Origin of the sequence: Anaerotruncus colihominis (genome assembly GCF_010206195.1) — a bacterium.
Taxonomy (GTDB): Bacteria; Bacillota; Clostridia; order Oscillospirales; family Ruminococcaceae; genus Anaerotruncus; species Anaerotruncus colihominis_A.
Map to the genome: position 1 here is coordinate 43,357 of NZ_VIQT01000002.1, position 22,596 is coordinate 65,952.

At 46.7% G+C, this 22,596-nt stretch carries 19 protein-coding genes; 1 reads left to right on the forward strand and 18 read right to left on the reverse strand.

All coding sequences use genetic code 11. The features are described 5' to 3' along the window. Positions 1-166 precede the first annotated feature (166 nt). From FMM72_RS17460 to FMM72_RS00350, 4 genes are all read right to left on the reverse strand, one after another. Positions 167-1,885 carry a tyrosine-type recombinase/integrase gene (locus FMM72_RS17460; protein ID WP_162220189.1) on the reverse strand — a complete coding sequence of 573 codons (1,719 nt, stop codon included), beginning with the start codon at positions 1,883-1,885 and terminating at the stop codon, positions 167-169. A gap of 87 nt (positions 1,886-1,972) precedes the next feature. After that, the gene (locus FMM72_RS00340) at positions 1,973-2,239 is read right to left on the reverse strand and encodes a helix-turn-helix domain-containing protein (protein WP_162220190.1); all 267 of its coding nucleotides are present in this window, start codon (positions 2,237-2,239) and stop codon (positions 1,973-1,975) included. Between the two features lie 15 nt (positions 2,240-2,254). Then, the gene (locus tag FMM72_RS00345; protein WP_162220191.1) at positions 2,255-3,283 is read right to left on the reverse strand and encodes a hypothetical protein; all 1,029 of its coding nucleotides are present in this window, start codon (positions 3,281-3,283) and stop codon (positions 2,255-2,257) included. A gap of 713 nt (positions 3,284-3,996) precedes the next feature. Continuing rightward, positions 3,997-4,236 carry a hypothetical protein gene (locus tag FMM72_RS00350; protein ID WP_162220192.1) on the reverse strand — a complete coding sequence of 80 codons (240 nt, stop codon included), beginning with the start codon at positions 4,234-4,236 and terminating at the stop codon, positions 3,997-3,999. A 296-nt stretch (positions 4,237-4,532) separates the two neighbouring features. Between FMM72_RS00350 and FMM72_RS00355 the strand changes: the two genes are divergently transcribed. Next, the gene (locus tag FMM72_RS00355; RefSeq protein WP_162220193.1) at positions 4,533-4,925 is read left to right on the forward strand and encodes a hypothetical protein; all 393 of its coding nucleotides are present in this window, start codon (positions 4,533-4,535) and stop codon (positions 4,923-4,925) included. A gap of 46 nt (positions 4,926-4,971) precedes the next feature. On the opposite strand, the gene FMM72_RS00360 is transcribed toward FMM72_RS00355, so the two are convergent. From FMM72_RS00360 to FMM72_RS00425, 14 genes are all read right to left on the reverse strand, one after another. Further along, a complete protein-coding gene (locus FMM72_RS00360) occupies positions 4,972-5,415 on the reverse strand; it encodes a hypothetical protein (protein WP_162220194.1) in 444 nt (147 codons plus the stop codon). Positions 5,416-5,425: 10 nt separating this feature from the next. Beyond that, positions 5,426-6,397 (reverse strand): ParM/StbA family protein, encoded by a 972-nt coding sequence (locus tag FMM72_RS00365; protein WP_162220195.1) that lies wholly within the window; start codon positions 6,395-6,397, stop codon positions 5,426-5,428. 17 nt (positions 6,398-6,414) lie between these two features. Continuing rightward, positions 6,415-7,197, reverse strand: coding sequence for a DUF5131 family protein (locus FMM72_RS00370; protein ID WP_162220196.1), 783 nt, complete (start codon positions 7,195-7,197; stop codon positions 6,415-6,417). 186 nt (positions 7,198-7,383) lie between these two features. Next, positions 7,384-8,685: a hypothetical protein gene (locus FMM72_RS00375; RefSeq protein ID WP_162220197.1), complete on the reverse strand. Its 1,302-nt coding sequence runs from the start codon at positions 8,683-8,685 to the stop codon at positions 7,384-7,386. Positions 8,686-8,714: 29 nt separating this feature from the next. Continuing rightward, positions 8,715-10,097 carry a hypothetical protein gene (locus tag FMM72_RS00380; RefSeq protein ID WP_162220198.1) on the reverse strand — a complete coding sequence of 461 codons (1,383 nt, stop codon included), beginning with the start codon at positions 10,095-10,097 and terminating at the stop codon, positions 8,715-8,717. A 204-nt stretch (positions 10,098-10,301) separates the two neighbouring features. After that, entirely contained in the window at positions 10,302-11,660 is a 1,359-nt protein-coding gene (locus FMM72_RS00385) for a hypothetical protein (protein WP_162220199.1), read from the reverse strand. A gap of 42 nt (positions 11,661-11,702) precedes the next feature. Beyond that, positions 11,703-12,212 carry a signal peptidase I gene (lepB, locus tag FMM72_RS00390; RefSeq protein WP_347561203.1) on the reverse strand — a complete coding sequence of 170 codons (510 nt, stop codon included), beginning with the start codon at positions 12,210-12,212 and terminating at the stop codon, positions 11,703-11,705. 9 nt (positions 12,213-12,221) lie between these two features. Beyond that, positions 12,222-12,716: a hypothetical protein gene (locus FMM72_RS00395; RefSeq protein ID WP_162220201.1), complete on the reverse strand. Its 495-nt coding sequence runs from the start codon at positions 12,714-12,716 to the stop codon at positions 12,222-12,224. A gap of 18 nt (positions 12,717-12,734) precedes the next feature. Beyond that, a complete protein-coding gene (locus FMM72_RS00400; RefSeq protein ID WP_243157682.1) occupies positions 12,735-13,571 on the reverse strand; it encodes a hypothetical protein in 837 nt (278 codons plus the stop codon). Next, positions 13,568-14,053: a hypothetical protein gene (locus FMM72_RS00405; protein WP_162220203.1), complete on the reverse strand. Its 486-nt coding sequence runs from the start codon at positions 14,051-14,053 to the stop codon at positions 13,568-13,570. Before FMM72_RS00405 ends, FMM72_RS00400 begins: the two co-directional genes overlap by 4 nt. A 115-nt stretch (positions 14,054-14,168) precedes the next feature. Continuing rightward, positions 14,169-19,109, reverse strand: a complete 4,941-nt coding sequence (locus tag FMM72_RS00410; RefSeq protein WP_162220204.1) for a DEAD/DEAH box helicase family protein — start codon at positions 19,107-19,109, stop codon at positions 14,169-14,171. A gap of 283 nt (positions 19,110-19,392) precedes the next feature. Next, on the reverse strand, positions 19,393-20,091 hold the full coding sequence (locus FMM72_RS00415; RefSeq protein ID WP_162220205.1) for a hypothetical protein: 699 nt from the start codon (positions 20,089-20,091) through the stop codon (positions 19,393-19,395). Positions 20,092-20,105: 14 nt separating this feature from the next. Continuing rightward, positions 20,106-22,310 carry a hypothetical protein gene (locus FMM72_RS00420; RefSeq protein WP_162220206.1) on the reverse strand — a complete coding sequence of 735 codons (2,205 nt, stop codon included), beginning with the start codon at positions 22,308-22,310 and terminating at the stop codon, positions 20,106-20,108. A 16-nt stretch (positions 22,311-22,326) separates the two neighbouring features. Next, positions 22,327-22,590 (reverse strand): helix-turn-helix domain-containing protein, encoded by a 264-nt coding sequence (locus FMM72_RS00425; protein WP_162220207.1) that lies wholly within the window; start codon positions 22,588-22,590, stop codon positions 22,327-22,329. Positions 22,591-22,596: the final 6 nt, after the last annotated feature.

The window sequence follows — 22,596 nt, forward strand, 5'->3', positions numbered from 1 at the left end:
CTTATGCTTATAGCAGAGAGAGTGAACCATTTGCATTTTGTTGGTGTTGGGGTTCACTCTCTTCTTTTGTTTGCCCTAACCTTTCACATCGTTGCGCTGTCTGCCACAAAGCACCACAAGAAATACCCGAAAACGCAAACGCAACGACACAACTTATAAAATTTGCTTAAAAGCTATCCATGAGTTGGATTTTTTTCTTTTCTCTCCCATGTGCATACCTCAGCGTTGTACTCTTGCTCGCATGGCCCACAATCTCAGAGATGGAGGAAAGCTCCTCTGGAAATTTTTCCAACATATCTGTCGTAAAGCTATGCCGCGTAGAGTGGACGCTAATATCGAGGATGCCGCATTGGGAAAGGAATTTTTTGAAATGTTCCTCAAATGCCTTTGGGTCATAAGGTCTAAGCAAAGGAGTGACCAATAAAAAGTTGTCCAGGCCATGATTTGGACACTGTTCAATACTGTGTCCAAGCAGTTTTTCCTGGTATGCAATCAAATTTCTGACGCACTCCTTCACCTGGCGCCCCACCGGAAAACACCGGCTTGAGGATTCAGTTTTGGGCGGACCAAGGTACAGTCCTGTTTTGTTCCGGGTCTTTGCCCATGTGTCAATTCGTTCATAATCGGCTGCCTGCTGTTTGTTTGGATGGTAAATGCGAACCAGGGATTTTTCTATAGAGAAGGTACTGATTCTTGGTCCAATGCAAGATAGGCGCAAACCCAGCAACTCCCCTTTTCGCATCCCTGTGCGCAGCAAGATGACAATAGCCCAACCAACCGGATTGTCGCCGGCCATCGCATTTTCAATCAATAACTCCATCTGATCTTCTGTCATAATTGGAATTTCTTTTGCTTTTCGGAATTTCAGTTCAATCTCTCTGGCAGGGTTAAATTGCAAAAGGCGCTTAGGATTCACCGCATAATTGAGCGCTTTACTAAGCATATTCCTCATATCTGTGAGGGTTTTATGCGATAGTCCACCCTCTTTACCATCTGCTCTGCCGGAAATTGTTTTGGTTTGAAAAAACTCCTGAAGCAATTCGGTGGTAGTCGCCTGGAGCCGTTGATCCCCAAAATAGGGAATGAAATGGTCAATGACATAGCTTCGGTATTTTCTTTGCGTGCTTGGCCGTAGCCTTGTCTGGCCGGAAAAGCCGACCCAGAACATCAGGTAGCCACATAGGGTTTCATTATTTTTACCAATATAACTGCCATCGTCGATTGCCGTTTTGATTGCCCGCAGTTTCTTCTCCGCTTCCTTTTCAGTGGGAGCATAAACACTCTCGGTCTTTCGATGGTAAGTGTACCGGCCCTCATAATATCCCTCTGCCCTGCGGCGGATGCCATTTTTAAATGGGCCATGCTTGGAAGTTCCCTTCTTCAAGCGCACACTATGAAACCGGCCCGCTACGAATCCAGCAGCTTTTAAAATTGCATCCAGACTTTCGTTTGAACCATGAAATTCCCCCTTTAGAACCGCAGCTTCAAAGGCGATGTACTTTGCCCTGGCTTCTTCTTCTGAAACCGCGCCGATCCGATAATTTACTCCCTGGACATTCACAGACACCCGCCATGAAGTGGCCGTATTGCGGTTGATGTTATAGGAGCTAATAACAGCCGGTACTGTGCGTTTTGTTCCACTGGGATACCCCTGTTGTAAAAGAAATTGATGCAAAGATTCTTTGGTTCCGTCAAATGATCCAGAATCTGCAAATTGCTTCGCAGCCTCCAGCTTGCCGGATGCCTCGTCCCTGGATACCGCCTCTAAGTAAAAGCGTTGTCCTTTGTAGGTAAAACTTGATTGCCATACGCCATTTGCATAGCGCCGGATACTGCCTGTCCCTTTTTTTCGGGGTGTTTTCCCCGCAGAAATGGATGATGACACATTCTTCTCCTCCCTTCATCTGGTCAGAGACAAACAAAAGCGGCTTGTTTTGGCGCAATCATCTGGCTAGTGAAACGGGTAGTCTCATTATACTCCATTTTCATCCATTTCGTCCAGTCGATTGCTCCTCAAACAAGCCGCATACCATTTGATAAACAAACTTTTGGGAACCAGGATAAACTTACTTCCAGGGACATCCACCACTGGGAGCCTGCCCGATTTCAGCAATTTGTAGGCGGCTCCCATACTCATTCCAAGGTATTTGGCAAGGTGTTTGGCCTGGAGTGTCGGTGGATAGTCTTTCAGGTCTTTTTCAAGCAATCCAATATACGGGTCTTCTGAAATGCTCTGCATAAAATCCCCTCCTTTCTACAATGTGGTTCTTAATGAGCCATTTACGATGGTAAAGGGAGATTTCTGCAGCGCCTCAATATCTGAGATCGTCCGGTTCAAATTTTTATTCCATCTGGCACGCTCATTGCCCCACAAGGTCATCTCCTTTATACACAACCGGCGGATTCTGAGTAAACCGCCGTGGATAGAGGCTAATAAAAGTCTTGCAACCTGTTCATCTATCCCATTTTCAGCCATTCCAAATAGAGTTTTACAGCTTTTTCGGATGGCCTGCGTTTCCTGCAAAACAGCGATTCTTTTTTGTCTGGCCGAACTGCATAGCCGTTCAGATTGCAGCAGGAGTTTTTCGATATCCTTTGCCCTGATTGATCGGATGCCATCACCCAATAATGCCCTACTATTCGTTGGAGAACAGACAGTCAGCCTGGCCTTTGGCAGCTTACTCGCTTTAAGCGCCGATTGATATTGTTGTGTGTTGTAGACAAGCAAAGGAATTTGGCCATCGGATATGTTTTCCATTAGAATCTGGTATTTACATACTCCGCGATAAGTACAGCCTTTTGAGCAGGTCGTAACACAAACTTTGCCAGCGGTTTTTTTGTCCACTCCAGTAATCAAAAGGCTTCTTGCCAGCATAGCAGGAAATTCATTTCCATTTGCCTCTGCGTTTCGGAGGCGTTTTAGGCATAAATATCTGTGGACTGGCTCCTTGGAAACGAACTCAACCTTCTCCAAGTAGTTCATCTGTTGAAGAGTGCCTATTACCATCTTCAGGTGTGCGGTATCTCTTTTCTTTTCGCCTGCTTCACAGACTACCACTATCGGAACAAAATTCTTTGCATAGCAAAACTCATGGATTATAGTGGCAACCGCACCGGCCAAAACATCCTCTACGCACCGTTCGTATTGGGGTTGCGCCATGATCGGCAGCAGTGTTCCGGCAGCTTTCAGCCGCTCAGACAGGTCAAACCTCTCTCTTTGTTCCAATTCACACACCAATTCATCTAAAATAAGCTGAGGAGTGTAAATAATCTGTTTTGGCATTTATATGCGCCTCCTTTCAGAAAGAGAAAAAGGAAGAGAAAAAAGAGAGGGGAAGATCAGGAAGTGGGGATGGCCTAACAGCGAAAGCGCGCTGCGGTTTGCAACGGACGAACCAGGCTATTCTCGTTGGGACTGCGTGGGCCGCATCGAAAACCATTCCCGTCCTCCTTCTTTCTCGTTTCCTCCCTCTCCTTTTCCCTTCTCATTCCTTTCCTTGATGGCTTTTTCTTGAGAACACAATGCTGCGGCAAACAATAATTTGCCGCAGGGATCTGCCCTCAAGCAGATTTTGTTCTTTTTCATATTCCTGTGCATTTTTCCTCTGACCCCAAATCGGAATATATCTGGGGAAACCACTTTTCTTGCGGTAGCAAACCGCTGCACAAATCACTACACCGGGCGCCGGAGCCACACTTTGCTGTATAACAGCTGTGCTCCGAACCACTGATGTACCCGATATTCGTTTCGGGCTGCCCCAAGCTGTGACGCCGCCAGGCAGGAGTATCCTTAGAAACCCTCTCACTGGTCATCGCAGCACAGCCAGCTACGGCCATTTTAGAAGCTATCCGCAAGCTCAGCTGAGAGCTTAGACTGCCTCCGTCCGCTTTCCCTTTCGAGATGGAGAGGTATTCAAAGTGGCAAGGTTATGATTCAGCTGTCAAGGTTCAAGAAAAAGTATATTATCAACCCCAAATGGGGAAGATAGCAATTATTCAGCCTTCCTTTTCAGAAAAGGCTTCTGGATACAGTTCATCAAGGCTGAGATTCGGAGCAATCACATCCCGCAAGATCAGGCAGTTCAGAATTGTCAAATCACTGCCTCCTTTGCGGCGCAGCTGCTTCGAGAGTGTTTCAGTCTTGATTCTACATGCTTTTGACAGGAATGACAGGGTCATGCCCTGTTTGCGGGCAAAGTGGATGACAGTTTCGTAGTAATATTTCTCGTCAGCCATTGTTCCGCACCTCCAAAAATTAGACATTTGTCCTTTTTTCTTAAAAATCTTTTTAGGATTACAGTAAGTATTTTCTTTGTTTTTAAGCACTATATCTGTTTATTATGAATTATATCTAAAAATATAATGTTTTTCAACTCCTTTATTGTCTTTTTATACATCCGATAATGTCTAATAAATTAGATTTATTTCAAGTGCTAAAGTAGTAATCACACAAATTTTTCTTGTTGTAAATATTGCTCTCCCTCGCTATAATAAGAATAAAGGACGAAAGCAAGGAGGAGGTGGCATAAACAATGTCATTAAGCGAAAAGGATATTTTCTATTCCTTGCTCCACAATCACAAGACAAATTTGAAAGAATTATGTGATAAATGCGGTGTTTCCTACCCCAAAGTCTCCAAACGGGCTTTGCGAGGAGCATTGTTGACATTGCCAACAGCGGATGCCGTACAGCTGTGTAAGGGACTCGGTGTTTCCTATGAAGACTTCTCAGTTCTCCTGCGAAAAGCCAAAAATGGGGAATTTCCGGATGATTACCCCAAAAATCAAATCAAGCTCAACATTATTGACCGTTCTTGCCTGGAAGACCGCATTTTCCCCATGATGCTGACCGCTGAAGAAAAAGAGCTGATCGAACAGCATCGAAATGCTGTCCAAAAAGCATTAAAACGCCAAGCTGAAAAATAAAAAAGACGAAGGCTCCTAAAAATGGAACTTTCGTCTTTTTTGTCTTTTATGAAAAATCTGTGGAAAAACCAAGCACCAGGCTTTCCAAAGTATCCTCGTCCAGCAGTGGTGTATCATCCTGAACCGGCGGCAACAGCTCTGGCGGCTCTGTCTCCGCCAGAGGAACATCAATCACAGCAATACCATCTCCGGTCGTTTCATCCGCCGGCTCTGGCAAAGGTATACTGATATTTTCGGCAGCTGCCTCTTTCACCTTGTTATCCGGCAATTTTGAATAATCGCCCAGGATGATATATTTGCGTTTGCCCCGTCCTGTGATCGCCTCCCCCGAATGATTCTTTAAAAACTCCATTACAGCAAGCACAATAAATTCGCTTGCGCCGCCTCTGGGCAGGGCATCCAAAACCGAATACACCAGGTCGTGCTGTGGATCGACGCCTTTTGCCTTGAAGCCAATGTGCTTGCTTTGAGAGCGGCGCGGTTCACCCATCCACGCTCACCTACTTCCTGCTCTTCAGCTTTACCCTGGCAAAAGTCTCGAACCCTTTTCCGTTTGCGCGGATGTCCTCAACGATAAGATACCGGCCAGTAAGCTCAGGAGCGTATCGAGCGATATACTCTTTGAGGAGGACAGAACCCCCTCCGCAGAATACGACATAGCCAGAGAGCCAGTCATCTCCCATTTCCCTGAAGCGGTCAAAAATGGAATGGATATGGGCATCTGCGGTTCGTTTAACAACCTCGACATGCTCAGGCTTGAACATGTGGGGCTTTCCCATGATGATATTATCAACCTGATCTTCAGAGATTTGACGCCTGAACTCATTCTGCATCTGCTTCTGAATGGTAGAGTACATTGGAATGACCCCCATCTCCAGCGAGTTCATCATAGGGTCCGGTCTGCCGTTTACGAGATGGACGCTATCCACTGTACCGCCGCCGATATCAATAACATAGACACTGGGCATCTTGATGACATCAGGGGAAAGGGTCAGCAGAATAGAATATGCCTGGGGACAGACAACAACATCCTTGATGTTGATTTGGTGCGGCACCCCACCGCACTGGAAACGGAACATCCCACCGTTTCTCAGAAAATAGTTTCGGTAATTCTCCGCTAACTTGGCGCTGGACATGTGCCCTGGCGGAAGCCCCGCTGCCAAAATGATTTCGTTTTTTGGACTCATACCCCTGGCGCGCAATTCTTTTGCGATTGCGATAAGGGTGAGATACAGATGATTGTCGTTGATGCTTTTGTCTGGCTCATAGCGCAGGCGCGTGTTGCTGATGGAATAGTACAGGCTGTCAATCAGCAGAATGTCCATTGGGTCAGGAGGGCTTACCGCCGGTTTTGCGGGAAGCCGTTCGATACCAGCCAGAGTAACGGTATTACGGGTCTTAATGAGTTTATTGCCGCTGTCGCAGCCGATGATGACAGTCTCGGCCGCCGGCTGGGTAGTTAGGATAGACATATTTTACCTCCTTGATTTCAGATGCTGTGGTTTTTCAGAAGCAACGGGTGCAGCTGCTGCGGCAGGCTTTCCCCCATCAGCATTTGCAGCTGATCTCCTACAAAAACCGGAATTTCATTTTGTGTGTAGGTTTCCACCAGAGTTCCCAGCTGCTTTTTTCGAGAAGCTGTGATTGTGACGGTTTTCGTCATTGTCTCCAGCACAACCCATTCGGGTTTCTTTGAAAATCGTTCCATGACCTTCTCTAAATCAATCTGTTCTTTCAGGGGATCTATAACAAGATATCTCACTTTTGCGCTGGCGTCTGCCGCATTCTGAAGCTGCTGCGGGCTGTCTATTACAGCTCCAAACAGGAAGTTAGGGGGTATGTCCGAAAGGGCTTTATACCGCTCTGGAAACCGGCTGAGAAAGAGATAGTTATGGAGCGACGCCTTTCGAGCAGTATCCAGTATCTCTAAAACAACCTGATCCGGAACCCAGGGCGCAAATAGGTCCCCCTTTTCACAAACCAAAATATTAGATGGCTTTGTGAAAGAAAGTAGTTCTTTCAAGCGATACCGGCTGAAGGTGGGGTCAAACGCAAAGGGATAATCCTCCGGCTTTCCTGTCACCTCGTCCAACATGGGGGCGTCTAAAATGTGCAGCTCTCCGGTTTCCGGCGGCTGTTCCTGGTGCATATAGTAGAGCAGGTCACGATGGCCGCCGCTCTGTCTGATTTGTGCCGCTGCTCTGCACCCCAAGCAGTTATTGAGACAACCATGGAAGGGGTCCCAGGTATCCGTATAAATCTTTGCTCTCATGTGTTAATTCACCTCTTTATATAGCTCCTAATAACTATATAGGGAGAAAAACGCAAAAAAGCAACCAGAATAGATACCGCAGCCTAAAGGACAGAATAAAAGCCTATCTACCCCTCTGAAAGCGGGTGGACAGGCTCTTTTTGCTTAAAAGAAGAAAGGCCGCCGTATCGGCAGCCTTTTGGTTTTTTATGCTTCATTCATATCGTGCTTCTCCTCCTTGACAGTATTGCTTTTATTCCAAAGAGCAAGTAAGTGGTCATCGATTCCTTTTCCGAGATACCTGTCCTTTGCAAAGGACACATATTTGGGGCGGATTTTTCCATTTTCGTATTGATCGGAGAGTTCCTTGCGCATCTCCAGCATCGTCTGTTTAATTTCTTTTTCCAGATTGCTGCGGTCCCTGGCGACATATTGATTCGTGAACTTGTCCAAATCATAAGCCTCCACCACAATTTCAATATCGTACTGTTGCAGCAGCCATTGTAACAGCTTGTTGATTCCTCCGAAATTGGAAGTACCAACAATACACAAAACAATCATATCATCCTTGCCATATAGCCGCTGGTAGAGAGAACGGGAAACATATCCCTTGATGGGCCCTTCTGTAATGTAGACATATCTGGGGGATTCTGAACACATCTCCACATGAATTTCACTGACAGCACTGACACCCCCTTCCAGCGTTTCTCTGCCGCTGGAAAAGAAAAGGTATTTATTCTTATCAGTGGTTGGCTTATTCAGGCGAATTTGCATAGAAACGATATAGCCATCCTTATTCCTGATTGGAACGAAATACCCCGGGTCGGGGCAGTAGACGCTCCATTCCTCTGTAACCTCTCCGGTTTCCTGGTCGCACTTGGATATTTTGAAAAATCCGGGAACATTTTCGAGGGAAAGCCCCTGTGCAACCAGTTTCTGAGCGATTTGCTTTCGCCCAAACAGTGGAGTAGAACGAAACATGGCTCTTTCAATATCAGCATCGGTCAAGCCACGAGCGCGCAAGGCTTCTCTATGGGGACCAGTGAGTTTCAAAAGGCCCAGGAACGCAGTGTAAACTGCGTTCCTGTGTTCAGGAGAGCTGACCTTCGGCCCTTTGGATGCCGCTTCTTCAATTCTCTTCTGCTGCTGGTGTATTTTCTCCAGATAGCCTGGCTGCTGGCGTGAAAGATGCAACAACCTCTCCAGCTCCCGCATTCCCTCCTGCCGGTCATCGTCGGATGGCTTGTAGTATAGGGAACCGTTTTGCGAAGAGCTTCTCACAGCTACCAAATGGGGATTACGAAACAAAAGGAAAAGATCCAACTTGTCACCGCCGGCGGAGCATTTTGCACACCGGCACACGCCGCCATAGCCAACATGAGGATTGACATTGAGTTTCTTTTTTCCGCCGCAAATTGGGCAGTCAAAATAGCCACTGGAGGAATGAATCCGAGTGGGGTCCAGTCCTACAATGCTCATCACATCGTAGATTGTAAATTGGTCAAACACTCTTAATTCCTCCTTTTATTACTGAGTGTTTATGCGTCAAACTTCTCTGCCAGAAGAAGAGCCGCAGCATATTCTGGCGCTTTTTTTCCGGCATAATATTTTTTACAAGCTGCTGCAGCTTGTTTTACAACATCGCCGCCTTTTGCCTCAACGATTTCACCGAAAGTCAAGCCGGCAAAGGCACCCTGGGTCGCTGGATACTTCAAGTGATAAATGACATCTGGATGCTCCTGCAAATAAGCAAGAGCCAACTGGATTTCATGGTTGAGCATCTTCGTTTTTCTTCCTTCGATGAAAAAGGCTTTGAACGGGTCGGTATTTTCCTCACCAAAGAACCGGGGATCAAGCACGATTGGATCGCTGCTGAAACTCTCCGACTCGATATAATTCCATACCAATTCCTCAGCACTTTTCTCAGGTGTTTCCAAGTTTACAGTGCCGGCGTCTGTAGGGAATTTGGTTACAGCCTCGCTAATCGTGGCCGATGCTGTTTCAGAAACAGTTTCGTCAGGGGCTACCGGAGGCTCTTCGGCGTTTTCCACTGTCGGAGCTGGAGCACTGTCGCCACGCCCGACAGCAGCGGTATCTGCCTCTGCTTCCTCAGAAGGAGCTGCTTCAGCAGGCTCTTCGGCGTTTTCCACTGCCGTAACAGGGGCACTGTCGCTATGCCCTGCAGTGGCGGTATCTGCTTCTGCTTCAGCTGCCTTTTGGGTCTTGGGCTTTCTCCGTGACTTCGGCTTTTCCGGTTCTGTGTCCGATTCAAGTTCGTGAATGTCAATAATCCTGGAAGGTGCATTGGCATCCACTTTATGTTTGCCGTTCATAACTCCGGGCTGCGGGATCACTTCAGCTTCAGGCATAGCTGGAGACTGCTCCTCCTCACTGCCTGCGGCTGGGTTTCCACTTTGCGGTGCGGCGTTGTCCGGCTCAGAACCGTCAAAGGTTTTTAAATCCAGCTGGCAGCCGTATCCGGCAAAATCCAAAGCGCGGCCGATTGCGCGGGTTTCCGCAGCCTCAATCAGTTTGAAGCTGCTTGCGCTATCTTCGGAAGTGTTTGCGGAACCATGCGCACTGGAAACAGCAACACCGTCAACAAAGACGGTTGCTTTTACTACCGCAATATAGTCATCTGCTTTGACAATCTCCAGTTGGATGTTTCCTTTGTCCCCATTTTTCAGCCGGAACCAGCTGATCTGCGAGCGAACCGGAAAGAACCATCGAACAGGCTCTCCGTCAAACTGCGGGATCGACTCCATTGCCAAAGCTGCAATGTCGATTTCAACTTTGTTAATCTCCTGGAGCTCTTTACAATTTCCGCGATACAGACAGGTACTTTTGTTTGTTGTCATGGTGTTTTCCTCACTTTCATCATTCAGGTTGTTGTTCGTTTTCTGTATATAAAAAGCACCCATCTGACCAGACGGGCACTTGAATAGGCAAAGAAAAAAGGCATAGCTGCGCCCAAAGACGCAATTATGCCTTACTGTTAATACCGGCCTTTCACACTCACACCGGAGCGAAAGCCTTACTTAACTCCCCAGGGGAGCAGCGAACACATTGGAATAATCAAATTGTAATCTGAATTTTTTCCAGTGTCAAGCCTTGAAAACACACAGTCACTTTATCCTCCCTGCCAGATATAGGCGGGATTCCGCAGTAAGCGGACTTCCCCCAAAAGCGTCCTCTAAAATCTCTGACAGCAGATTATTCAGCATGGCACCCTCCGAGTTGCTGAGAGTATCCCTGCCAGGGGAAATAATGAATTGTTTTGACTGGTATACCCTTTGTTTCGTCAACGGATCAACTGTTGAGTAGGTTATAAGTACAGAATAGATTTGGGTGCCGCTTTGAGCGTCGCTATGAATCAAATATTGGAGCTCATACCTGAACGATTTGATACGCTCCCAGATTTCCGGCTCAAAATCTGGATTCTTCTCAAACAGCCTCTGATATTCAGGATATACCGTTATAAACACCCAATGGGTCCCAAGGGTATCCTCTGCCACGGTCAACTCTTCCAGAGCCTCCATATCGGCGTCCTTGATTTTTCCCAGGGCAGTATCGAGATAATTGGCAAGTTCACTGCATTTGCTGTCCGTTTCAAATCTTTGGCGTGTTACCTGGATACTCCCGCCAAAGTCATTCCGTAAGAGCAGGTCGCCGCCATTGACCCCCTGAAACTCAACCGCCCCCCAGAGAAAAGCGTATTGGGGAATCCGGCCGCCATAGGTCAGTGAGGTAGGATAATAAAGCAAGGGGACATCATCTTCCACAATCACAGTGAGCGTTACCAAGTCGGTACTAAGCGGGACAGCACCCAAGTCCATATTAGCAATGCTCTGTGCGGCCCCAGACGCCCTGAAAAGGGCCAGTTCCTGCACATAGGGAATTTCATTACTGGCCGACATTTCGGCCGCTCCTGGGGCCATGTAGGGTGTTGTGACGGAAACGGTGACTGTAAACACATTCGGACTGCTGGAAGTATTGGAAACATCTAATACTTCGTAGGTGGTGAGGCTTCCCAGATTTCGGAAAGCCGCTTTTATTGCATCGTCTGCCAGACAAGCATTGAGCATAACCCGAAAGGGATTATGCTCACCGCCTATATTCTGAGGAGAAACCCTGTCGATTGCTGCTTTATCCAGTTTCAGAAGACCGGCCAGCAATTCATCTATGCTCTCAGAAATTTCTTCAGGAGTCAAGGTGGTAGGAGAAAGATCCTGGATATTAAGCGGCGGATAGGGGGTTTCGTACCTGCTCTGGGTGGAATCCATATCTGGTACAGAGTTTGAATCAGGCTGTAAACTATCATAATCGGAAGATTCTTCCGGCTGCGACGAGTCTTGAACCATAGGTGCGCTGGTGTCAGGCAGAATTTCCTGAGATTTGTTGTACTGTATCAGAGCCAGTCCGCCGAAAATAAGAATAATAGCAACCAGCGCAGCCAAAATGGTTTTGACATTTGGGTGTTTCATTTCATGTGCCTCCTTTTACTTTCTTCTTTTGTGGGGAACAGCTCATTCAAGGCAGCCGCCCCCTATTTTGTATTTTGCGACAGCGATTATCTTCTCTCTGGGAATATAGGGATCATCCCAATACCGGGCGTCGTAGGAGTGCTGCCGGTTATCTCCCAACAGTAGAAAGCACCCATCAGGAATTTGAAAGGTCTGCTCCTGCCCCTCTCGTTGATATACAACATACGGTTCCTCCAGAAGCACCTTGTCGATATACACCTTGCCATTTGGGGAAATAAGAACCTCTTCACCAGGCAACCCGACTACCCTTTTGATCATCAGTGCTTCTGCCTGGAAAACAACAATATCTCCCCGCTGCGGGTCAGGCGCCAGCCGGCAGCCTATAAGACAGTCCCCGTTTGCCATAGTTGGGGCCATGCTGTCACTGGGCACATACATCAGCATTAAAACTCCCTGAAAAATAACGCATGGCAGAACGATTGCAAGTACCATCAACAGGACAGCCTTTGAAAATGAGATTGTGTGTTTGGATGGGGTAGTAATACACATCATAACCTCTCCTTACTTTAGCCCAGACTGCGGGGGCCGGTCCTCGATAAACTCGGCGGCATCCTCCGCTGCCTCCTCCCATTCTTCCGGTGTGGAAAGTTCAAAATCTTTGGAACTCCAGAAGTTGGGCTGTATGGCCATCTCTAAAGCTGTATCCAATTTAGGCCCTGTCATGTCCCCATTCCCATCCGACATATAGATCGAGCTTTTCAGATACCCTTCCAGCATCATAGGCATTTGAAGATGAAAGCGGTTGTTGGATTCCTGCGGTGCATCCTTGTTCAGCATATAGTCATATTCGCCCTCTAAGATGTCCCTGTTCAGAATATCCTCGACAACCCAGGCAGCAACCCCTGCATGGGTCACTGCAACGCTTAGTCCTGTGATAATACCTACAAGAGCAAATCCAGCGATTGCTAAATGCTGAACACTTTTTACACCAAAGAATGGCGTATAATACTGCTTTGTATGTTGTACGAATGTGCGGATACTTTTGGGAATTTTCATAAAATAACCTCCTTATCTCTAAAACCCATTCCAAACCTTCTGGCCTTGGTACTCAAAATATTCTGCATCATCACAATCCTCCGGGGTTAAATCCATGATTCGTTTCCTGTTCCGGCTGATATACAGACTGGACTTCATCGGCGGTTTTGGGAGTTTATTTTGCAGCAATTCGTCCAATTTCATCAGCCGATTGTACTGCTCCGGCTCATTCTCTTTTAAATACTGATAAAAATAATTTCGATGAAAGGGACAAAAAGTACAGGCTGACGCCTTTGTTTCCAAACCCCATGTATCTCGTATGTAAGCGTAGCTGTCAGCGCGTGTCCAACCCATTTCTACAAGAGGAAATTTATTGACAAGCATCGGATTGGAGCTCTCCTTGCACCGTTTCTTTTCCTCAAAACTAAACCCCATGTGCATCTCATGCGCCTTTTTATCTTCATTTCGAAGCCGCTGTCCTTTGTGGTAGCCCAAGAGCTCCCAGCGAACATATTTGGAAACCATCTGCACCTTGTAATCAATCGTACAGTTTCGGGGCATCTTCGATTTATGCCCATTATTATCCAGCGTCCACCAGGGAATGCTGATGGTTCGGCGTTCCCCATAATTTTTAATGAAATCCTGATAAAGCGGCGATTCGATTATTTTGAAAAAGATGCCGGCCTGTTCACAGGCACAGCGGATAAACTCCGCCTGCTGCATAACCCAAGGAGGTTCAAATCCCAAATCACAAAATATCACAGCATCATAAACAGGCACCGCTGGGTAATTTGGTTTACCTGCTTTTGCATTTTCGCAACTCATTAACGCCAGCGCTGTTGACTGCATACCAGCCCCACAGGATAAAATTTTCATTCGGTTTCCCTCCATTCCAAGTTGTTTTTGAAACTATATTCTGAGCACTTCCTTATGAAGTAGCAGATGACTTCTTCGGTATGTTTGGGAAAATTCGGTATCAAAAAACCATTGATATATTGCTGCAAATTTGCGATAGAAAGATATTTTTTGTGCCGCATAGCAGACCTTTCATACAGGACATAGTGCCATTTGGCAAGATATGCTGTTGCATAAGCAGCACAAAACTTAAAGCACAGGTAGAAAAAGAGGATATTCAAAAACACAATATAAAAATCAAAATGGGAAATATCCTGCCTCATGTACATGGATACAGCGCCTCCTGACGCGGCGACACCAGTTATCAAAGATTTGGCTATTAGCCTGGAAAACAGCACCATTTCATCAAAAATTTTTGATTTTTCGCACACCCATGCGGTTGCCAGAATGCCTAGACAGGTTAGGGAAAAGATATAGAAAAAAAGTGTTCCATCGTTTAGCATAAAAACCTCCTTTATAGCTTCTAATACAGATATAGTGACGATTCCTTCAAAAAGCAACTCGGTTTAACCTCTAATGAAAAAGGCCCTCCCAGAAAAGGGGAGGGCCTTCTGTAGATTATGCAATCAGGGATAGGGTGATTTTTTCGTATTCCTGCTTGAGCTTCATCAGAGTATCTTCCTGCTCAAATGGTTCACTCAACAACGCTGTGGCTGCATCAAGAGCCATTTCGTTTGAATGAAGTTTTTCCTTCTTCTTATCCAGGGAATCTGGAATATGTGCTGCAATTTCATGGCACATATCCAGAATGGCCCGACCATTATAGATAAATCTATCTGTTTCAAGCCGGTGAGAAGTCCGCCCCTGGAGTACAACTATAGAATTTTTGCTGTCATAGAACGATGTCCAGGCTTGCCGTTCAGCAACCACAATAGACAGGCCATTGTAGGTTCCAATAATATCTCCCGTTTTGTAGCCAACAAGACTTTGGGGCAACGCCTTGTGCGCAGCTTTTAACTGCTCTATGTCACTCAGGATGTACCGCACACCCCTGCATTCCAAAACAGCAGCTTCCTTATAGGGCAAAATACTTGCGGCGTCCTGTTCAATTTTGGGGATCAGCCTACGAAGGGTTTCTATTGCTTTAGGGAGATTTTTATGGACATCCTGCTTCAGCTGGCTTCTCTGATTTTCAAAATTGCGTTTGAGAGTTTCCAGTCTGGCAATCTCACCTTCCAATTTAGCCCTTTGGAGGAAACGGGTATCGCCGGTGGCGATGGCCTTAATTTCCGAATAGGTCAACGCCTTGGTATCGCTGTCCTCAATCGTCCTCCGAGAATAGTCGCCGCGCAGGATCTGAGCGATCAGCTTAGCCTTTACCTCAATAGTCTGCCACATATAGGCATCGAATGACCCCTCTGTGACATAATTCAGAATAAAGACTCTGGCATTCATATTGCCAGGGCGAACGATCCGTCCCAATCGCTGCTCAATGTCTTTCGGAACCCAAGGTACATCCAAGTTGTGCAGCGCAATCAGCCGATTCTGGATATTCGCTCCCTGGCCGATGGTAGCAGTGGAGCCAATGAGAACCCGCAGTCGGCCAGTCTGCATTTTCAGGCGCATACTGGTCTGCTGCTTTGGCGTTTTAAAATCATGGGCAAAAGCGATTTCGTCTTCAGGCATTCCCATGCTGACCAGCTTTTGCTTGAGTGCAGAATAGATATTGAAAGCCTTTTGGTTTGGCGTGGAAATGTCGCTAAAGACCACCTGTGTCCCTTTGATGTTCTGATATTTGCGGTAAAAATCCATGATCTGCCTGGCGCATTGGCTTACTTTGTTGGTTTCGCTGTCGAAGGCGGCCGGATTGACAATTCGAATGTCCAGAGCAGCTTTACGGCCATCAACTGTAATGGCCAGCATATTGTCTTCGCTGCGCTTGACTTTTCTGCTGCGAACAAGATTGGCTCGTTCGACCAGTTCACCCATATACTTCTTCTGCTCCAAAGACGCTGGACAACTAATTGTTTTATGGATTTCATCCGGTGTATCCATGTCAATATCATCTCTGGTAACAGTATCCATAAACTGAAGGAACATCTTCATCAGCTCAGGAACATTTTTAAAGGACGAGATGCGTGTGACCTGGCGGAATCCCTCTCCATTCTCATTAAGTCCTTCTGGTGGCAGCTCCCACTCAGTAGTGACATTCCCAAACAAGGAGATCCAGCTATCCAGGCTTATAATCCCTTTTTTAAACAGAAGGTCTTCTTGAAAATACCGCTGAAGAGAGTAAAGCTCAGTGATGCTGTTGACAATGGCTGTGCCAGTGGCAAAGGTGAACCCGCCCTTTCCATGGTGAAGTGCATTTAGGTATTTGGTTTTGTAATACAGGTCGGTGCATTTTGCTGATGCGCTGTTGGACAGCCCGCGAATGGAACCTCTGCCCGAAGGGTTTCGGAGATTTTTGAACTCATGGGATTCATCCACAAACAGATAGTCTATCCCCAGCTCCTCCAGGTTGTACTCGGCCTGCTCATTTGCCAGATAGTTTTTCAGGATGTCTTCCTGCATAAACATAGGCAGGCTTTCTATCGGGTTTTGGAGCATCGGCTGGTCAGGAAATTTCGTCTCGAAAATCTTTTGTCCCATCCAGTTAAGATGGCTGCTCACCGTTTGTGATGGCGCTGGGATCTTGCTGAAAGAAGAAGAACCGAGAAAAACAGCGTCATAATCTCCGGTGGCAATTCTTGAAAGGAACCTTTTCCGCCGCTGCTTACGCATATCATCTGGATCAGCCAACAGAATATTGGCTGTAGGATACAGACGCATCATCTCTCCGCCCCACTGTGCCAACAGGTTATTGGGTACCAGGTACAGCGGCTTTGAAATCCGCCCCAGACGCTTGAGTTCCATGCCGGCTGCAAGCAGCGTTATGGTTTTACCACTGCCTACAACATGACCGATCAGCGCGCCGTTGTCGCGAATGATGCGGTAGACCGCATTCTTCTGATGGGGCTTCAACTCGATACGCGAGGTCATTCCTGGGAAGGTCAGATGGCTGCCATCATACTGTGGAACAACATAATTGTTGTATGTTTGGTTGTACTGACTGACAATCTCCGCTTCTCGGACAGGATCACTAAAAATCCAATCTTGAAACGCTTGGGCAATCAGTTCACATTTTTCCTGAAGGATAACCGTTTGCTCAGTGTCTTTCACCCGCACTTTCTTTCCAGCTGCGTCCTTTCCGTCTTTCATGGCAACAATGGGTGTCTGATTTATCAAATGCTCCACTAGCCAGACAGCACTGTAATCTGTTGTGCCATAAACATTATAAAATTGTGGATTGCTGGGATTGACATAGCATCTGCATCTGATTTTCCAGGAACCGCTTGCCGTTCTTTGGAATTGGAAACTTTTGGCGTTATGTCCAACCGTTCCTTCACCTATCACTTCATAAAGAAACTGCGCAAGATACGATTCGCTGATAAAGGGAGAGCTTAGGGAAGCATCAATATCTTCAGAAGGAATCAGCGGAGGCTGTATCGCCTGCAATGCTTTTACATTGACCTCAAAGGCTTTGTCTGTTTCCGCTGCTGCTTTGGCTTCCTCCAGCTTCTGAACCACATTGCCACTCAAATATTCATCAGCGGCGGCCCATTGATCAGTCGTTGGCTCTCTGAATATCAGAGAACCGGCAATCGCCTCAATTATTTCGTTTTCCTCCATTTTGCAAAGGCTGGCCATGTAGTCTATATCAACGCAGCCCTTTTGGTTAAGGCAGATGGTATAGGCTTCCTGGGGGGTATCACAATCGGTAATTTCTGCGCGCATTTTAATTGTGCGTTTGGAGAAAATGTCGGCTTTATGGATAACCTCTTCTTCGTCGGTATATTCCAGCGATGTGAGCAGTGTTACTTCTGCATCCTCCCTGAACAGCCTCAAGTTGACAGCACTGGTGAGCGGCCCATTTGCGGCCACAAAAGCGTCGTACAGAGCATTGAGCTTCTTTTGCTCCTGTGCAAGTTCTTCATCCGAACACTCCGCAAGCTGGGCCTGAATCAATTTTCTGGCCTGGTTGCGAATAGTAATCATTCCTTTGACCCTTTGCAGCGCCCGACCAGAAAGTTTCTGCTTTACCATGCGGCTGTCTATGCGCTGATAGACCTCACTGCCAATCACCACCATACTATAATTTTTTACATTTGGGTATGCTGGCAGGCTTTCTGCCTCTTCTGTTTCAGAATCCACTGTGATTTCTTCGTAGAAGCTCGGGCAACCCCATCCGCAGATAGCGGATTCTGCTTTGGCCAACTGTTCAGCTTCATCCCAGGAGTTCAGTATGAGCGTTCCCTTTACATAGCGAGGGGACTCTCCGATTACCATATCAGGAGTATTGGTGAAATACTCCCATAACGAAGGGCACCCTGCGAACTGACTATCTTCTGGTGCAACTTTTTTCCCTGTTTTATGGAAAACAAGAATATCGTAACACCTTCCATCAGCAAAAGCATCATTTGCCAGACGCAAGCCGCCTATAAATTGCAGCGGAGAGGAGGATAGCTTAAATGGGGTATATCGAAGGTCTGCTTCGTCGTATGGATTTTGGCTTTCCATTATAAGAATCGCAAAGCCACCCGGACGGACAGCACTGAAAATCCGCAGCATGGAAGCTGCGTAATTCGGCAGTTCAATCTCTCCCTTCCGGCACCCAGTTACTATGCTTGTGCCTTTGGGATACATGGGGATTAGGGCCAAAGCCGCATCGTAATAGCTTTCCCGCATCGCGTCCTCACAAAAAACGACCTCGGTTTCAGGTGCCAGGAACGAATTGAGTGCGCCATTTAACGCATCTGTGGCAGCAATCGTAATACGGCTCTCCTTTACCATCTTTTCTGGCAGCGCCCGCAAGAGACTTCCATTTCCGGTGCCATACAGCAGGGTGTTTCCGGCGGTGAACCCCGCAAAGCGCAGGATGTTTTCCAAAATACGGCTCACTGATTGGCTCAGGGAGTAAGGGTACATCGGTAAAGACTTTAACGCTTCAATTTCATCATCCGAAAAATGTGCGCTCAGCTGCACCGCATTTGCCTCAAAGTTGATGTCCTCCCATCCAGAATAAGCAGCCAGGCAGTCCTGACCTGCTGCATCCGCATAGGTTCCGGCGGCATTCAGCCTTTCCATTTCTCTGATCGCGTTAATATTTGCTGCAATCCGGTCCTTTTCATTCCGAATCGGTTCTGGTTCGCTTTTTGGGGTATAAATTTGGCACTTACCGCTGCGGGTCCTGATATTCAGAACCGGTGCAGGCTCCGTTTCCTCTTCAAAGTCAAACTCCATTTCCAACTCGTCCTCCGGACCTTCTTCGGCTGAGGCAGCTGCTTCAGATTCAGGATTCTCCTCAGCAAACATCGCTTCCCAAGCCTGTTCATCAATATACAGGCAGGACACCTCCGCAGGTAGAATCGAGGATGGCTCGCTGATACTGGACTGAACAATCGCTGTTAGGTCCTCAAAAGATAGCTGACCTGTTGTTGATACCTTGTTTGATAACATAGGGATTCTCCTTTCAAATCTCAGGTTTGTGTTCGTTTTCTATATAAAAAGCGCCTGTCTGACCTGACAGGCACTTGAATTGGCAATAATAAAAAAGGCATAACCGCGCCATTAGACGCAGTTATGCCTTATTGTTTAGACCGGTCAACCATTCTTATTCAGAGCAGGGACCTTACTTAACTCCTGTGGAGCATAAAAATTATTTGAACAATTAAAATTGTATGAGGGATTCTTTCCAGTGTCAAGAGCAGCTGCTATCTTTTTGATTTCTCCTCTCTAAAATTTACAGTATTTCATCATCAAAATCACCATAAGAGGGCACCTGTTGCGCTTCATCGTACTGCCCGGTGCTTTTTCCTTTCCTTGCATCTTGTCTCGCCTTCTTCTGCATCTCCTTTCGCTCCTTCTTATAAGGTTCAATGACATTGCGGATAAAAGGAGCACCAAAGGTCATTTCCCAAACAGAGATGTAGGCAACAATGTCGCCAAAAAAGCGCTGCATTTCATCATCCGACAGCAGTTTTCTTGCAGATTTCTCCGATTGAAATTTTCCGCTGTTTTTGGCAGATGTTCCTGTTGAAATAGAGATGGTCCAGGGGTATTTTGCTTTTTCTCCATTCCTCAGCGGAACGCGGGTGATATTGAAGATTTCCATGCGGTCAGAGCCGAAAGCACTGTAATTCTTGGTTACAGCCCACGAAAATTCTCTCTCCGTCATGGTCAGCATACTGATTTTCTGGTGCAGAAGCCGAATCTCTGAGGGGTCCAGGTTGAAACTCAAAAATACCGATGGGTTCTTTTCAAAATCGGTCACATTGATTTTGATACGACTATATCGTGCATGAAGGCTGGCGGGGCATTTATCTGGATCGCCGTTCAGATCCGGCGGCTGCAAATAATCACAGGCGGCCACCAGTGTTTTCTTATTGCTCAAAAAGGCGATTTGAGTCGGATCTGTCTGATATTGTTTGTTGTTTGCCATGTCATTTTTCCTTTCTATTTCACAAAACGCTTCATTACATTTAAAAGTGTGCGGGGCATCCGGGCAAGGTCTGTCATTTCAAACATATTCTCGCCGTAGATCTCTCTAAGCTGCGGAATATCTTCATCCAGTGCAGCTGCGAAGGTTAACACGCCGGATTTCTGCGCATCGGCCAATACCGCCTGCAGGTGCGCCACTCCATCTTCGCCGCTGAAATAGTCCGAAGGAAGCCCATCTGAAATGATAAAAAGCAGTTTGATTTCTTCCGGCCGCTTTTTCAGTTCTGAAAGCATATAGTTCAGCGCTGTGCCATCTCTGTTTCCGTACAAAGCCTTTGCGTTGCAAATACGATACCTGTCCTGCTTATCTACCTTTTGAAAAGCCGCCATCACTTCAAGGATCACTTTACTTCCAAAGTCTGTTGTATGCCCGGCTACCATGATAGGAAAGCCCAGGTCAACACAAAAATCATACAGCAGAAGCGCTGCATTGCTGGCTGCCTGAATCTTGTTCTGAAACAAGCCCTGCCCACTGCTGTCATTTGCATGGCGGCACATGGAACCGGACTGGTCAATCAACAGGGCAGTCGCTACCGTTGGCCTGTCACTGGGGAGCCTGGTCTTGCTGAAGTATTTTTCATCTGTTCGGTATAAACTGCGGGTATCCAGCCGCCGGCCATGGATCAAGCCGGTCAGCTTGCTTCCCTGCCGGCGCTCCCGCAAAATCTTTAAAAGTTCTTTTTTGAGCGACTTGGAGACTGGGGAAATCTTTGGCCAAATATACTCGTAACGATTGATACCATCTTGGAGTATTTCAGGAGGACGGATAATTTTGACGCTCCAGGTATCGTTTACAGCAGAACAGTTTGCATTTTGCTGCAAGGTTTGTCGCAGTTGCTCTTCAGTCTTTTCTTCCGCTGTCTGTTTGGACAGTTCAGTTTCGATGCTGTTCAGCGTTTTGCGCATGGAATCATCTCCACCAAATGAATCATCTTCTGGTGTAATACGGATTACAGCGTTTTTACCGTTTTCGCTGTCAGCAGGCGAGCTGTTTTCATCCTTCCCACCTTCATCATTTGTACCATCATCTGTGTTTTCCTCACCATTTTCCTGGGATGGGGCTGGCTGCTCAATAAATACTCGGACCGGAAGACCAGAATTGCTGTTGTTGTGTTTTTCATGGTCAACGCCGATATTTTTCAGAGCATTCTCGATGATATGCTTTAGGATTTCTTCCAGTTCTTCATCTGTAAGATTAGCGATCGCCTTTTCTTCTTCGCTCATTTGGGAAAGTTCATAGTTGATTTCTCCTTCCAGAAGGTCCCAGTTTTCCAGTATAAGATCCAATGCCAGCTCCTTTCGCGCTCGCACATTGGAGTTTTCCACCTCCCGCATAAGTCGAGGAGCAAGCGCACAAAGGCGGTTATGGATATCCGCTATCACCGGATGGTAAGCGGGATCAAGGTTGACTGCTCCCATTTTAAGCAGGGTCAAAAGCGCATTCTGAAAAATCGACCAACCCCTCTGGAATAATGCCGGATCTTCTACTTCTTTTCTCCGTATAGATTCCATAAAGTCCTCTCCGAAAAAAGCCTGATTAAGCATTTTCAGTGACTTTTTGGCATCTCCCGTATGTAGCACTGTAAGTGAGCGTTCGATATAGGCATCCTCTATCACATTATCCAAATTCTTATAAATTTGGGCCACTACCCTGCGGGTAAGCGGCCCTTTCTCTAACATATTCTGGATACCGTCCAGTCCTTGCTCGTTGGCCGGAGTGATTTTGGGAACACCGGGGTATAGATTTCCGTCTATAAATGCTTCATACTGTCTTTTCAGCTGTGTAAAGTCTGTAAACAAGCAGTGAGCAAATTCATGGCAGGCCATTCCCATAATGCACATGTGCCGGTCAATCCGCCTTTTCCGCTTCTGGATACCTGGATAGGCTGCATTGAGTACCACCGCTTTATTATCTGTGTAAGCGGTAAACGGGTCATCGCCATCATCCCACTCTACCCGTGCGGATATAGCAATATCCTTGCGGCCAGTGCGACCTACCAAATAAGAACCGAGGCTATTCAGCTGCCGGCGGTAAGCCGCACTGAGAAATACATCCTGGTCGCTTAGCTCGCCGCGGGCTTCAAGAAGCGCCTTCTTCATCGTGACTGGAGTGATTAGCGTCTTCTGGTATTCTTTCATTAGGTTCTTCTTTTTAGACATGAGCGTGTTCCTTCCTTTATTCTTTATTGACAGATAGATTCAACGGTGGAATATAGGCATTGTAATCCTGAAAGGACTCATACAGTGTGCAGATAGGAACATCCAATATCTGCTCCAACGCCAGAAAAGCCGACACCGGAGGAATACTCCGGCCGCTTTCATAATTCCAATAGGTCTTCAGCGAAATGCCGAGCAATTCAGCAATTTCCGCCTGGGTAAGATGCTTCTGCTTGCGCCAACTGGCAAGCTGTAAATTCAAAATAGAAACTCGGTTTTTCATATACTG

Excerpts from the sequence above, each read along its gene's own strand:
- FMM72_RS00340 (WP_162220190.1), bottom strand. The coding sequence starts at position 2,239 with ATGCAGAGCATTTCAGAAGACCCGTATATTGGATTGCTTGAAAAAGAC.
- FMM72_RS00345 (WP_162220191.1), bottom strand. The coding sequence starts at position 3,283 with ATGCCAAAACAGATTATTTACACTCCTCAGCTTATTTTAGATGAATTG.
- FMM72_RS00350 (WP_162220192.1), bottom strand. The coding sequence starts at position 4,236 with ATGGCTGACGAGAAATATTACTACGAAACTGTCATCCACTTTGCCCGC.
- FMM72_RS00355 (WP_162220193.1), top strand. The coding sequence starts at position 4,533 with ATGTCATTAAGCGAAAAGGATATTTTCTATTCCTTGCTCCACAATCAC.
- FMM72_RS00360 (WP_162220194.1), bottom strand. The coding sequence starts at position 5,415 with ATGGGTGAACCGCGCCGCTCTCAAAGCAAGCACATTGGCTTCAAGGCA.
- FMM72_RS00365 (WP_162220195.1), bottom strand. The coding sequence starts at position 6,397 with ATGTCTATCCTAACTACCCAGCCGGCGGCCGAGACTGTCATCATCGGC.
- FMM72_RS00370 (WP_162220196.1), bottom strand. The coding sequence starts at position 7,197 with ATGAGAGCAAAGATTTATACGGATACCTGGGACCCCTTCCATGGTTGT.
- FMM72_RS00380 (WP_162220198.1), bottom strand. The coding sequence starts at position 10,097 with ATGGGTGCTTTTTATATACAGAAAACGAACAACAACCTGAATGATGAA.
- FMM72_RS00385 (WP_162220199.1), bottom strand. The coding sequence starts at position 11,660 with ATGAAACACCCAAATGTCAAAACCATTTTGGCTGCGCTGGTTGCTATT.
- lepB (WP_347561203.1), bottom strand. The coding sequence starts at position 12,212 with ATGATGTGTATTACTACCCCATCCAAACACACAATCTCATTTTCAAAG.
- FMM72_RS00395 (WP_162220201.1), bottom strand. The coding sequence starts at position 12,716 with ATGAAAATTCCCAAAAGTATCCGCACATTCGTACAACATACAAAGCAG.
- FMM72_RS00400 (WP_243157682.1), bottom strand. The coding sequence starts at position 13,571 with ATGAAAATTTTATCCTGTGGGGCTGGTATGCAGTCAACAGCGCTGGCG.
- FMM72_RS00405 (WP_162220203.1), bottom strand. The coding sequence starts at position 14,053 with ATGCTAAACGATGGAACACTTTTTTTCTATATCTTTTCCCTAACCTGT.
- FMM72_RS00410 (WP_162220204.1), bottom strand. The coding sequence starts at position 19,109 with ATGTTATCAAACAAGGTATCAACAACAGGTCAGCTATCTTTTGAGGAC.
- FMM72_RS00415 (WP_162220205.1), bottom strand. The coding sequence starts at position 20,091 with ATGGCAAACAACAAACAATATCAGACAGATCCGACTCAAATCGCCTTT.
- FMM72_RS00420 (WP_162220206.1), bottom strand. The coding sequence starts at position 22,310 with ATGTCTAAAAAGAAGAACCTAATGAAAGAATACCAGAAGACGCTAATC.
- FMM72_RS00425 (WP_162220207.1), bottom strand. The coding sequence starts at position 22,590 with ATGAAAAACCGAGTTTCTATTTTGAATTTACAGCTTGCCAGTTGGCGC.